13 protein-coding genes are annotated in these 13,912 nt (G+C 35.0%); 9 read left to right on the forward strand and 4 right to left on the reverse strand.

Annotated elements, in window-relative coordinates:
* The first annotated feature begins 177 nt into the window (after positions 1-177).
* On the forward strand, positions 178-1,239 hold the full coding sequence (locus DFQ03_RS16895; RefSeq protein WP_133674420.1) for a PAS domain-containing sensor histidine kinase: 1,062 nt from the start codon (positions 178-180) through the stop codon (positions 1,237-1,239).
* The gene (locus DFQ03_RS16900; protein ID WP_133674421.1) at positions 1,236-1,664 is read left to right on the forward strand and encodes a response regulator; all 429 of its coding nucleotides are present in this window, start codon (positions 1,236-1,238) and stop codon (positions 1,662-1,664) included. Before DFQ03_RS16895 ends, DFQ03_RS16900 begins: the two co-directional genes overlap by 4 nt.
* On the opposite strand, the gene DFQ03_RS16905 is transcribed toward DFQ03_RS16900, so the two are convergent.
* Both DFQ03_RS16905 and DFQ03_RS16910 read right to left on the reverse strand, forming a co-directional pair.
* Positions 1,661-2,929, reverse strand: coding sequence for an LVIVD repeat-containing protein (locus tag DFQ03_RS16905; RefSeq protein ID WP_133674422.1), 1,269 nt, complete (start codon positions 2,927-2,929; stop codon positions 1,661-1,663). The two genes, DFQ03_RS16900 and DFQ03_RS16905, sit on opposite strands and share 4 nt — an antisense overlap.
* 74 nt (positions 2,930-3,003) lie before the next feature.
* Positions 3,004-3,732, reverse strand: coding sequence for a hypothetical protein (locus DFQ03_RS16910; RefSeq protein ID WP_133674423.1), 729 nt, complete (start codon positions 3,730-3,732; stop codon positions 3,004-3,006).
* A 147-nt stretch (positions 3,733-3,879) separates the two neighbouring features.
* Here DFQ03_RS16910 and miaB point away from each other — a divergent pair, with 147 nt between their 5' ends.
* The 7 genes from miaB to groL all read left to right on the forward strand — a co-directional run bounded on the left by miaB (position 3,880) and on the right by groL (position 10,832).
* Complete coding sequence (gene miaB / locus DFQ03_RS16915) at positions 3,880-5,325, forward strand: tRNA (N6-isopentenyl adenosine(37)-C2)-methylthiotransferase MiaB (RefSeq protein WP_133674424.1); 1,446 nt, start codon at positions 3,880-3,882, stop codon at positions 5,323-5,325.
* Positions 5,326-5,345: 20 nt separating this feature from the next.
* Entirely contained in the window at positions 5,346-6,632 is a 1,287-nt protein-coding gene (locus tag DFQ03_RS16920; protein WP_133674425.1) for a sigma-54 interaction domain-containing protein, read from the forward strand.
* 21 nt (positions 6,633-6,653) lie between these two features.
* Entirely contained in the window at positions 6,654-7,175 is a 522-nt protein-coding gene (locus DFQ03_RS16925; RefSeq protein WP_133674426.1) for an LptE family protein, read from the forward strand.
* Between the two features lie 5 nt (positions 7,176-7,180).
* A complete protein-coding gene (locus DFQ03_RS16930; protein ID WP_133674427.1) occupies positions 7,181-8,296 on the forward strand; it encodes a tetratricopeptide repeat protein in 1,116 nt (371 codons plus the stop codon).
* Between the two features lie 6 nt (positions 8,297-8,302).
* Complete coding sequence (gene secG / locus DFQ03_RS16935; RefSeq protein ID WP_133674428.1) at positions 8,303-8,662, forward strand: preprotein translocase subunit SecG; 360 nt, start codon at positions 8,303-8,305, stop codon at positions 8,660-8,662.
* A 141-nt stretch (positions 8,663-8,803) separates the two neighbouring features.
* Positions 8,804-9,082: a co-chaperone GroES gene (locus DFQ03_RS16940; protein ID WP_036156781.1), complete on the forward strand. Its 279-nt coding sequence runs from the start codon at positions 8,804-8,806 to the stop codon at positions 9,080-9,082.
* Positions 9,083-9,200: 118 nt separating this feature from the next.
* Complete coding sequence (gene groL / locus DFQ03_RS16945) at positions 9,201-10,832, forward strand: chaperonin GroEL (protein ID WP_133674429.1); 1,632 nt, start codon at positions 9,201-9,203, stop codon at positions 10,830-10,832.
* A gap of 415 nt (positions 10,833-11,247) precedes the next feature.
* On the opposite strand, the gene DFQ03_RS16950 is transcribed toward groL, so the two are convergent.
* Positions 11,248-11,616 (reverse strand): heavy-metal-associated domain-containing protein, encoded by a 369-nt coding sequence (locus tag DFQ03_RS16950; protein WP_133674430.1) that lies wholly within the window; start codon positions 11,614-11,616, stop codon positions 11,248-11,250.
* 21 nt (positions 11,617-11,637) lie between these two features.
* The gene (locus tag DFQ03_RS16955; RefSeq protein WP_133674431.1) at positions 11,638-13,902 is read right to left on the reverse strand and encodes a TonB-dependent receptor; all 2,265 of its coding nucleotides are present in this window, start codon (positions 13,900-13,902) and stop codon (positions 11,638-11,640) included.
* Positions 13,903-13,912: the final 10 nt, after the last annotated feature.

Raw genomic sequence — 13,912 nt, forward strand, 5'->3', positions numbered from 1 at the left:
CTAAAAATTAAACTTTGGTAGGTTTTCAAATTCGGAATCACCAAACATGAATCATAATTGTATTAGAATTCAATTGTTTAAAACCTAAACTAATTAATCACACTTTTTGAAAAAAAACTGAACAAAGCATAATAAAATCAAAATACAAAAGTTATAATTGTAAGTTTTATCTTACATATGAATAGTACAGCGCTTAGAGAGTTTATTGACTTATTTCCGAATGGAGTAATTTTAACCGACTCCAACACAATTATTACATATGCTAATGATATTGCACATAACTCTTTTGGATACAAAGAAGATGAATTAATTGGCAAACCTATAAATGTACTTATACCAAAAAAACTACATCGAAAACATCTCTTGTATACAAAATCGTATGCAAAATGTCCAGTAAAGATGAACATGAGCAACAGAACCGGGTTATTGGGGCAAAGAAAAGATGGCTCAACATTTCCGGTCGATGTTAGTTTAGCACCTTTAGAAAATGAAACTAAATCTCTTTTTATCGCTATAGTAAGAGATTTAACAAATCGGGAGTATATTAAACAACTGGAATTAAAAAATAAACAACTAGAGCAATTTACACGTATTGCTTCACATGACCTTCAAGAACCTTTAAGGACAATTTTGAGTTTAACCAAGATGTTAGATGCTCAAAACAACTCTTCTATTGATGAACACACCAAACAAGTTCTACAATATATTGATGAATCATCCATAAGGATGAGCGTTCTTATCAAGGCATTACTCGATTACAGCAAATTAAATTCAAAAAAAGAACTTATAGAAATCGATAGCCATGAAATCGTTAGAGAAGTAATTCAAGATTTAGGAAAAACCATTAATGATGTAAATGCTATCGTAGACTATGACAAGCTCCCTGTTATATTTGGTTATAAAACAGAGTTTCGTTTACTGATTCAAAATTTAGTCTCAAACGGTATAAAATATACTCAAAAAAGCACTGTACCCATTATTAAAATTGAATACCTAAGCACAAATGACTACCATGTCTTTACTATAAAAGACAATGGTATTGGAATAGCAAACGAAAATCAAGAAAGAATTTTTGATGTATTTGTTTCTTTAAACGATAGAACTGAATACCCAGGCACAGGTATTGGTCTAGCCCATTGTAGAAAGATTATTGAAATGCATGAAGGAACAATCTCAGTAGAATCCAAATTAGGAAAAGGAAGTTGCTTCACTTTTAAAATTAAAAAATTATTAGAATGAAAAGTATCATAGAAAATATCCTTTTAGTAGATGACTCCAGAGCTGTAAGTTTTGTTTATGATTATACCATTAAACGAATAGACGCCAAAATAAACACAGTAATTAAAACTAATGGCTTAAATGCTTTTGAATATTTAAGGCAATTAAACTATAACTCACAGGACCCCCCTAATATTATAATATTAGACATTAATATGCCAGTCATGAATGGTTGGGGATTTATGGAACATTATGACAAACTACCATTACATTTTAAACAGCAATCTATGGTTATAATAGGCTCTTCTTCATCAAACATAGATGACATTCAAATGGCTAAAGAAAACGAAAATGTCCATGATTATCTTATTAAACCCATAGATATAGAACAGGTTTTTGAAAAATACCAAAAACTTCTATCCAAACAATTTAAGGAAACTGCTTAATTTAATGGAAACTCACTTAGCAACCTGATGTCATTACCTTCATACTCATATTGATACAGCACTCTTTCACCGATCATTAATAATGATGATGCCATCGGTATTACATCGTATGCAACAATATCTTCTAAAGCATTGATCAAGTTAATATTTGGCGCATCTGTTTTATCATATATTTTTAAACCCGAATCTCCGTCGCATACAAATAGCGTATTACCTTTAACGCCTAATCCGTTTGGACCATCCATCGGATAAATCACTTTTAATTCCGGATTTTCAAGATTAGAAATATCAATTACATAAAGGCCACTTTCTGTATTACCACAAAAATTACCTCCCTTTAAGGTTACATAGGCGTAATCACCATCTACAACTACGGGATCGCAAGCGGTGCCATGCCTAAATTCTGACATAAATTCTGGTTTTTCAGGGTTTTCAATCCCATAAATATACATTCCTTGAGAACCTCCTATAAACAAAATATCTCCTTGACTGTAAATGGTTTCAATATCCCAAGCTACTTGAACATCATCTAACACCTTAACATCTTCCACATCTGTAATGTTAAAAATATTGATATCACTATAATCGACAACATAAAGATAATCTCCAATAATTTTAAATCGTGCCAAAGAACCACCTTGACCTGTGCTTGGCTGCGGACTGTCATTAAAACTTTCAAGAGAATCTACAACACAACCATCACAATTATACCTAGACTCATACTCTTCTACCGATCTTCTTTCGGTTACAACCTCCCAACCAATTACAATATCCCTATCGTAATCAATATCGCCATACTCATAAAAATCTGCTTGAGGATATTCTATATTAGAAAGCCATACTTCATTATTATATATAGCATTGACAATTCTACTTTGAATAGTAATATTAGTAATATCCGAAATATCAAAAATGACCAAATCACCATAGCTATCGGCATATATCTTATCATCTTTAATAGAAATATCATTATTACCTTCTAATTTGATAAATGCAATACTTTCTGGAGATGAAGGATTTTGATTATCGATTACATGAAAACCCTTATTTACATCATTGACAAAAATATAATTACCATAGGCATATATTTTACCCGATGATACAATTGGCACTGGCTCAGTAACTGAAACGGCTTCTGCTTTAAAAGTAATAGCATCTTGTAAAATGGGTCTTGCAACAAGATAATCTTCATAAGGCCCGTCATCATCACAAGACACTAAAAAAGCTGATACTATTACACATAATAAAAAAACTAAATTTTTCATGGTATATACATTTGAAAGGTTGTACCATATAGATAGGGACAACAACCAATAGTTGCGTTATCAACCGTTTAAATTTAGATTAACTCATCAAATCCTACCCCGTCTTTATACATATAATATATAGGCACTTTAGCTAACATAGCAGTAAACAATACGCCTACACAACATAGAAAAAACCCTAATTGAGCAACGAAGGACATTACCAAAACCAACCCAAAAATAACCAACCAATTCTTATTGCCTAATGTAAAGCTTGCCTTAACCATTTCTAAAGGAGACAAATCATTTGAAAATGCCAAAAAAGCCGGAATCAAAGAAACAGGAACCATTACATAGAACATACCCACACCACAGGCAAGCGCCCCTAGAATTGAGAGTCCGAATGTATACAAAGCAAGAATAAAGACCTTACCGATACGCCCTTCTTTAAAATAATAGAAGTAATCATCACCTGATTCTTTTCCTAAATCTTTTTCTCTACACATCTTTAAAAATGCCGCATTTAATGCCAAAGCAAAGGTAGTTACCCCAATCGCAATAAAAGGAAAAAGAATTGCCATTGCAATAGCGGCCATAGGCGGTAATTCATTGTACCGAAGTGCCTCTGGATCAGTTATACCCATAGCAATCATAGGTATGTACAAAACAATATAAAAAGGTAGTATTACAACGAATGTTAAGAGCAAAATAATAAAGCCCTGCAACCAAACTTTCTTAAAAAGATCTATAGACCTACTGAATATAGTGCCAAAATCTAAATCTGGTTTCGATTTAATGTGATGTGTTAAGTTTTCTAAATTCATAAGTATTGGTGGTTATTATTAATAAAACTAAATAATTTTCAAGTAGAAAGCATAAACAAACCCTAAATAATCATGTCATATTGTCATATTTTTGATTATAATAGTATCTTTGCCATCCAAAATATTTTATTGTAACGTATTACAAAAATGGAGAAAACCATAGACGAAAATGTGCAGGGCACAACTTTGGTAGTTGATGGAAAAGAGGCTAACAAACGTAACCTCTATATTGAGAGTTATGGTTGTGCCATGAACTTTGCCGACAGTGAAATTGTTGCATCTATCTTAGCGACCGAAGGTTTTAACACCACCCAAACGTTAGAAGATGCCGATTTAGTACTTGTAAACACGTGTTCTATTCGAGATAAAGCTGAGCAGACCATTCGAAAAAGGTTAACCGAATATAATAAGGTAAAAAAATCTAGACCGCATTTAAAAGTTGGCGTTCTTGGTTGCATGGCAGAACGACTGAAAGACAAGCTTTTAGATGAGGAAAAAATAGTAGACATGGTCGTTGGACCAGATGCCTATAAAGATTTACCCAACTTAATAAAAGAAGTAGATTCCGGCAGAGATGCAGTTAATGTTATTCTTTCTAAGGATGAAACTTATGGCGATATTGCACCTGTAAGATTAAACACAAACGGGGTTACCGCTTTTGTTTCTATCACTAGAGGATGTGATAATATGTGCACATTCTGTGTTGTCCCTTTTACTAGAGGTCGTGAACGTAGTAGAGACCCACAATCTATTCTAACAGAGGTAAAAGAACTTTCTGAAAAAGGGTTCAAAGAAATCACATTACTTGGACAAAACGTAGATAGTTATTTATGGTATGGCGGCGGACTCAAGAAGAATTTTGTGAATGCTTCTGAAATGCAAAAAGCGACAGCTACCAACTTTTCTAAATTGTTAGAAATGGTCGCATTGGCAAACCCTAAAATGCGTATTCGTTTTTCAACTTCGAACCCACAAGACATGACTTTGGACGTGATTAGAACCATGGCCAAACACAAAAATATTTGTAATCACGTTCATTTACCTGTACAAAGCGGTAGCAATCGTATTTTAAAGGAAATGAATCGCTTACATACTATCGAAGAGTATTTTGAACTGACAGATAATATTAGAAAAATTCTACCTGGCTGTTCTATTTCTCAAGATATTATTACCGGTTTCCCTACAGAGACAGAAGAGGATCATGCCGCTACTTTAAAAGCCCTAGAATACGTAAAGTACGATTTCGGTTATATGTATTCATATTCTGAAAGACCTGGTACTATGGCAGGCAGAAAAATGGAAGATGATGTGCCCGAAGCTACAAAGAAGAGACGCCTTTCTGAAATTATAGCTTTACAGAGAAGTCATTGTCAGTTTAGAACAGAAAAACATGTTGGCCAGATTCAAGAAGTTTTAATAGAAGGAACTTCTAAAAAATCGGAAAACCAATGGAAAGGAAGAAATACTCAAAGTACTGTAGTAGTTTTTCCGAAAGAAAATTACAAGGTAGGTGACTTTGTAAACGTACAAATTAACGACTGCACTTCTGCAACCTTAAAAGGTGTTGCCGTTGGGTATTCTGACAATAACTAAATTTATAGTACCCATTTTACATGGAAAGCATACAAAGTATAAAACAGCGTTTTGAAATTATTGGGCAAGACCCAAAATTGAACCGAGCCATTGAAAAAGCAATGCAAGTTGCGGCAACAGATATTTCAGTTCTGGTTACTGGTGAAAGTGGCGTAGGTAAAGAATCTATTCCGAAAATCATTCATTCGCTTTCCCATAGAAAACATGCAAAATATATCGCCGTAAACTGTGGTGCAATACCCGAAGGTACTATTGACAGTGAACTTTTTGGACACGAAAAAGGCGCATTTACCGGCGCTACGCAAACAAGAAGCGGTTATTTTGAAGTTGCAGATGGCGGCACCATATTTTTAGATGAAGTTGGCGAATTACCGCTAACTACCCAAGTACGCCTTTTACGGGTGCTAGAAAATGGTGAATTTTTAAAAGTAGGATCATCTCAAGTTCAAAAAACAGATGTGCGTATTGTAGCGGCCACAAACGTAAATATGTTCGAAGCGATTAAAAAAGAGCGTTTTCGAGAAGACCTTTATTATCGTTTAAGTACAGTAGAAATCAATATACCGCCATTGCGTGAACGTCAAGATGATATTCACTTATTATTTAGAAAATTTGCCTCTGATTTTAGTCAGAAATACAAAATGCCTACTATTAGACTAGACGACCATGCGGTATCTTTATTAATAAAATATAGATGGCCAGGTAACATACGTCAGTTAAGAAATATTGCAGAACAGATTTCGGTTTTAGAGGAAAACAGAGCCATTACCGCTGCGACTTTAAATGGTTACCTACCCAACAACACTACAAGTAACTTACCTGCCGTTGTCTCGAACTCAAAATCTGAAAGTGATTTCAGTAACGAAAGAGAGATTTTATATAAGGTGCTGTTCGACATGAAGGGCGATTTAAATGATCTTAAAAAGTTAACGATGGAGCTGTTAAAGAACAACGACTCCGAGAAGGTTCAAAAAGATAATGAAAACTTGATACGCAAAATCTACGGCAACGACGACGACGAAGATGCAGATATCGATCATGATACTCAAGAAGAAGCACCAAGAAACCTCTTGCATTTGCCCGAACCTAAAAAAGAAGAACCTTCTATAATTCAAGAATCGTACGAAGACAAATATCATTTTGCCGAAGAAATTCAAGAGGAAGAAACCCTATCTTTACAAGAGAAGGAGGTTGAATTGATTAAAAAATCTTTAGAACGTAACCGAGGAAAAAGAAAGGCTGCAGCAACAGAATTAGGCATTTCTGAACGAACGCTTTACCGTAAAATAAAACAGTACGACCTTTAATTTAAAATGAATCCCATTTCAATGAGATACCTTAAAAAATCTTTAATCTTTATACTGCCCGTCATCTTATTTCTAAGCTGTGGTGTATATAATTTTACCGGTGGTAATGTTGGAGAAGCCAAAACTTTTAAAGTTAATTACTTTCAAAATTATGCCACCCAGAGTCCAGGGTCTACTTTTGAACCCGGTGTTGATAGGGATTTCACTTTGGCATTACAAGACCGAATATTAAACCAGACTAGTTTAGATCTTATTTCTTCTGGTAATCCAGATTTATTATATGAAGGCGAAATAACCGAATATAAGATTTCACCAATGTCTGCAACCGCTGCACAAACTGCTGCACAAAACAGACTTTCTGTACGCGTGAAAGTTCGTTTTTATAATCAGCTGAAAGAAGATGCCGCCTTTGACCAAAGTTTTTCATTCTTTTATGATTATCCAGCAGACACACAATTGGCAAGCATTAAGAGTGAAGCCCATGAGATAATTTTCGAAAGGTTAACACAAGATATTTTCAACGCCTCATTGGCAGATTGGTAGATTACATGAACGTTAAGGACTTTACATATTTTCTAGAACATCCTACCAAAGTGGTAGAACCTATACATACAAAACACCTAGAAGATATTATTGCTGAATATCCTTATTTTCAAGCTGCACGAGCATTACACTTAAAGGGATTAAAAAATCTAAATAGCTACAAATATAACAAAGCACTTAAAGTAACCGCTGCTTACACTACAGACAGAGATGTACTTTTTGAGTTTATAACCTCTAAAGATTTTTTGCAATATGATGGTGATATCTCAAAAGAGAATATCGTAGCATCAGAAAGTAAAGAAGAGATTGAACAAGTTAAAAAAACGGAAGAAATCGCAGAAGACAATCATATTGAGATTATTAAAGAAGCAGAAGAAGTAATTGAAATTGAAGCCGAAATCGAAACTGAGGATTCAATTTCAGAAGATGAGATTATAGATATAGAAGAAAATGATTATCCTATAAGTGAAACAGCTGTAGTATCTTTAATTACGGCATCTGAAGACAAGCCCCTTCCACAAGATGAACATGATGCAGACCAAATACTAGATCCAGAGTTATTTCAAACTAAAAACCCTGAAAATACCGAAGAAGAAGATGCACTTGATATAGGTAAGCCCTTAACTTTCGATGCCAAAGAGAAATATTCTTTTTCTGAATGGTTAAATCTCGCATCTAAAAAACCATTAGAAGAGCCTGAAGAAGATATTTCTGAGCCTCAAGGAGAAATTATTGACCAACAACCCGCGGTAAGAGAAAGTAACATTAAAAAGACAGTACAAAAGGTAGAGGACCTAAAAGTAACTCAGAAGCCTATCAGAAAACCTAAGGTTAAAAGTGAAGTAATTAAAAAGAAATATGACCGTATAGATAAGTTTATAGCTTCAAACCCTAAAATAGTTCCTACAGAGCAGAGTACCGTTATTGATATTTCAAAATCCTCAAAAATAGACCATAATGAGTTGATGACAGAGACTTTAGCGAGGGTATATCTTGAACAAAAAAAGTATAAAAATGCAATTCAGGCTTACAAAATTTTAATTTTGAAATATCCAGAAAAAAGTAGTTTCTTTGCAGACCGAATTAAAGCGGTAGAAAAATTACGAAAAGATAATAAATAATTTAGAATGAGTACATTTTCAATTTTCCTAATACTTATCATTGTCGTTTGCTTATTGTTAGTATTAGTGATAATGGTACAGAATCCAAAAGGTGGCGGACTTTCTTCTTCTTTTGGTGGAGGAGGCAACCAAGTTGTTGGTGGAGTTAAAAAAACAGGTGACTTTTTAGATAAAAGTACATGGACTCTAGCTGGTTTATTAATCGTTTTAATCTTAGCATCTAACGTTGCCCTTAAAGGTAATTATGGTGAAGTAGATTCAAAATTATTACAAGGTGACGATATCGAAACTGTAGTGCCAGAAACACTGCCAGATGCAGTAACACCTCCTGTAACTAATGATGCTACGCCTTCAGATAGTTTATAAAGTTAATACCACATTATATTTAAATGCCAGCTTGTCATAAGCTGGCATTTTTTGTTTACAATTTGTCAGGAAAAAGGCAATGGCATAATTTCTGCCTTTATATTACCACGAAACTAAAAATCAATTTAAAAATTAATAATTATGGCTAAAGTTAATATCAAACCATTGGCAGACCGAGTTCTTATCGAGCCGATGGCAGCTGAAACTAAGACTGCGTCTGGACTTTATATTCCTGATACTGCAAAAGAGAAACCACAGAAAGGTAAAGTTGTAGCCGTGGGTCCTGGAACAAAAGATGACAGTGTTACCGTTAAAGTTGGCGATACCGTTCTTTACGGAAAATATGCCGGAACTGAATTGAAGTTAGAAGGTACAGATTACTTGATGATGAGAGAAAGTGATATTCTTGCTATTATCTAAAAATAGCAATTGGCAATTTGGCTCTTAGCCATTTGCCATTAATTTTTCAATTAAAAAACTAATAATTTACTTGACCTGCCGCAACAAACGAAAGGTCAATATTTAAACAAAATTAAAAATGGCAAAAGATATTAAGTTTGACATAGATGCAAGAGACGGCCTTAAAAGAGGTGTTGACGCATTGGCAAATGCTGTAAAAGTAACATTAGGCCCAAAGGGTAGAAACGTTATTATCAGTAAATCATTTGGTGCTCCGCAAGTAACTAAAGATGGTGTTACCGTAGCAAAAGAAATCGAATTGGCTGATCCATTAGAAAATATGGGCGCGCAAATGGTGAAAGAAGTTGCTTCTAAAACCAATGATCTAGCTGGTGACGGTACAACTACCGCTACAGTTTTAGCTCAAGCTATTGTAAAAGAAGGCTTGAAAAACGTTGCTGCAGGTGCAAACCCAATGGATTTAAAAAGAGGTATCGACAAAGCTGTAGAAGCTATCGTTGCCGATTTAGCTAAACAAGCTAAAAAAGTTGGTGATTCTTCTGAAAAAATTAAGCAAGTCGCTTCTATCTCTGCTAACAATGACGAAACTATTGGTGATTTAATCGCACAAGCGTTCGGTAAAGTTGGTAAAGAAGGTGTAATTACTGTTGAAGAAGCTAAAGGAACAGATACGTATGTTGATGTTGTTGAAGGTATGCAGTTCGATAGAGGTTACCTTTCTCCTTATTTCGTTACCGATTCTGAAAAGATGGTTTCTGAACTAGAGAGCCCATATATCTTATTGTTCGATAAGAAAATCTCTTCAATGAAAGATTTACTTCCTGTATTAGAGCCTGTTGCTCAATCGGGCAAGCCTTTATTGATTATCGCTGAAGATGTTGATGGTGAAGCATTGGCTACATTGGTGGTAAACAAATTAAGAGGTTCTTTAAAAATTGCTGCTGTTAAAGCTCCAGGTTTTGGTGATCGTAGAAAAGCAATGTTAGAAGATATCGCAATCTTAACAGGTGGTACTGTTATTTCTGAAGAAAGAGGTTTCTCTTTAGACAATACTACGCTAGACATGTTAGGTACTTGTGAAAAAGTACAAATCGACAAAGACAATACAACTATCGTTAATGGTGGCGGTGTTGCAAAAGATATTAAAACTAGAGTTAACCAGATAAAATCTCAAATCGAGACAACTACATCTGATTACGATAAAGAAAAGCTTCAAGAGCGTTTAGCTAAATTGGCTGGTGGTGTTGCAGTACTTTATGTAGGTGCAGCTTCTGAAGTTGAAATGAAAGAGAAAAAAGACCGTGTTGATGATGCATTACACGCTACAAGAGCTGCCGTTGAAGAAGGTATCGTTGCTGGTGGTGGTGTTGCACTGGTAAGAGCTAAATCTGTTCTTAGCAAGGTTTCTACCGAAAATGAAGATGAAGCTACAGGTTTACAAATCGTTGCCCGTGCTATCGAAGCTCCTTTAAGAACTATCGTTTCTAACGCTGGCGGTGAAGGTTCTGTAGTTATCGCTAAAATACTTGAAGGTAAAGGCGATTTCGGATACGATGCTAAATCTGAGAAGTATGTTGAAATGACAAAAGCAGGTATTATCGATCCTAAGAAAGTAACGAGAGTAGCACTAGAGAACGCTGCTTCTGTTGCAGGTATGATCTTAACTACCGAATGTGCTTTAACCGACATTAAAGAAGATGCTCCTGCTATGCCTCCTATGGGCGGCGGCGGTATGCCAGGCATGATGTAGTGGCGAGCCGCGACAGGCAATTATTAGCTTGTTTGCGGAAATACATTAAATTTAAAGCTGCACTTGAAATTTTCAAGTGCAGCTTTTTTTTATACGTATCCCAACAAAAAAACCACCTTCTTTATTTACAGAAGGTGGTTTTATCGTCCAAATGGTATTGCCTTCTAAAGGCAATTACTTGACTACTTCTTTTTAGGAGCAGCTTTCGGAGCAGCCTTTTTTCCAGCTTTTGCCGGAGAAGGTTTTGCAGCTGGTTTCCCTGCTGATTTTGCTTGTGCCATTGTTATAGAATTTAAAATAAATCTATAGCTAATGTATTTCAGATTTTGATTCGTGATAATCTCGTTGGCAAAAAATTAACTAAAATTTTTTAACCGATTTTCAACTCGAAACTACAACCGAATAAAAGCAGCTATTACTGCTTATTTTCATGATGTTGTCCGTCATCAGAATTATCTTCTCTGTATAAACAACAAGGGTGAACACTATTATAAGCTTCATCTGTTGCCTTCAATTCTTTGGTGTCATGACCTACCGCAACTATTGCTGTTTTAATCTTCATTGCATCGGTTTTACGCTCATCCATAATTACAGCTAATTGATGTGTAGGTATATCCCAATTTGCATACTTTACCCCCTTGACATTTAAAGCAGCCTCTTCTATACGCTCTTTACACATGGCACACCTACCATTAACGTCAAAAGTCATTTTCTTGTTCTTGTCTTGCGCATATGTTACAACTGCTATAAGCATCATTGCTATTGATAAAATCGTTGTTTTCATTCTTAGTATATTAATTGTTTGTTATTGAATTTTAAATCTGAATCCGCCATAAAACATTCTTCCCATAATTGGTGCGAACACTATAGTAGTATCAAAATTTGGACCAAAAGAATTATCAGCCCCCAATACCGGATTGGCTTGCTGTTCTCCTGTTAAATTTTCACTACCTATATACAGCTCAAAATTCTTCGAGAACACCTTGGTTATTTGAGCGTTCATAAGATTATATGGAAAGGAATAATCTCCTAATTGATACTCAACAGGATTGCTACTTGTATCTGGTAGTCGTTGCTCACCCATACTGTGCAGGGTGTAATCAAACTTCCACTGTGCTCCATTCTCCTTCGCTTCCGTTTCATATCCTAGGTTAATAAAAAAGCGATTTTGAGCCAATAACGGCTTTTGAAGGTTTCCTGTTCTGTAATCTGTTGATACATCATAAAACTTATATGAAGTTCTAAAACTTAAACGGGTTAAAAGCTCGTAATTCAATTCTATCTGAAAACTCTTGGCACTACTATTTCCATCTAAATTATAAAAAGAAACCTCTTGCGGATTTTCCCAATCTACTACAATCTGATTTTTAAAATCAGTAATGTAATAATCAAATGAAATATCTCCTTTTTTATTTAAAAAATTGAATCCCTGTAAAAAGCTTACTCCATAATTCCAAGCATCTTCTGGATTTAAACCATATACACTACCACCAGTATCTTCAATATTAATTTGCCTTGCAGATGCAAACAACTGCTGATTCTCAGCAAAAATATTTGCAGCTCGTTTACCTCTACCAAACGATCCTCTTAAACTTCCTTTTTCCCAAGGGGTATATCTAATATGAAATCTAGGCGTTACAAAAGTTCCCAATCTATTATGATTGTCTACACGTAACCCTGCGGTTAAACTCACTTTCTCCAAGTTCTCATAACTATATTCTAAAAAAGCCCCTACAGAGGTGTCTTCTCTTGAATAATCTGTAGCCGTCACCATTTCATCATAACCATCATAAGCGAAGGTTATACCGGTCTTAAACTTATTTCTGGTATCACCAATAATGGAATTAAATAACAGGTTGCTATAGATACTTTCATGATTGATATCATACGTTCTTAAACCAAAATATGAATCTTGTTTATGAAAACTATATGAAGTTTGAAATCCGAAGCTTTGAAATGGAAGCTCTGGATAAACATAGCCTAGTTTTAATGACGTATCAAACCTGCGAGTATTAATTTCACTTCCCCATACCTCGGCTCCGCCCAGTAATCTATTACTACCATCAACTCTATCTGTAGCCGGATTAAAATCTACTTGTCCAACTTGCTTTTCATCATTTAAAAAACGGACATTAAAGAAACTGACAAATCCTTTTACCGCATCTTGATATTGCCAACGGTTCATCACATTTATTTGCTCTCCTAATGGCGCATCTAAAAACCCATCTTTATTATTATCTTCTTTTTGACTTCTGGTATTTCCATGTATATACAACCCTGTACTCCATTTGTCCGTCAACTTTCTATTAAAGTGGGTATTCAGTTCATAACGACCATTCTGGTTGGCATAGCCGTTCACAAAAATTGCATTATCCGTCAAAGGTTTCACCAACTCTGTATTTATTTGTCCTGATATACTTTCGTAACCATTAACCACACTACCTGCACCTTTGGTTATTTGAATACTCTCTATCCAAGTACCCGGTGTAAATGTTAATCCGTATGCCTGTGAAGCGCCGCGAACCATAGGTATATTTTCTTGGGTAATCAATAAATACGGACTCGTTAAACCTAACATCTGTATTTGTTTGGTACCGGTTAATCCGTCAGATAGATTTACATCAATAGAAGGATTGGTCTCAAAGCTCTCAGCCAAATTACAACAAGCAGCCTTCAACAATTCTGCACTATTTACCGTGATAACATTCTGTGGACTGAAATACGTTTTCTGTATTGCATCTCGCTCTTGTTGTACCACAACCTCATCTAATTCATTAGATGGTTTTAAAATTACCCGAATTGTCTTTGGTTCATTTATAGTTAATGTATCAGTTTCAAAACCCACATAACTAATTATCAATTTATTAAATTCCTTTTTAAACGGAATTGAAAATTTACCGTCAAAATCTGTCACGACTCCCGTTTGGGAATCTTGCCAGTACACATTTGCTCCAGATAGACTTAAGGCATTAGCGCCCTCAGAATCTAAAACTACCCCTTCTACTTTCTCTTGCGAAGAAGCCAGCCCAGATAGCAAAGTCATTAATATTATGATGATATATTTATTCATTAATTTTTTA

This window comes from Maribacter caenipelagi (assembly GCF_004364175.1).
In the GTDB taxonomy this organism is placed as follows: domain Bacteria; phylum Bacteroidota; class Bacteroidia; order Flavobacteriales; family Flavobacteriaceae; genus Maribacter; species Maribacter caenipelagi.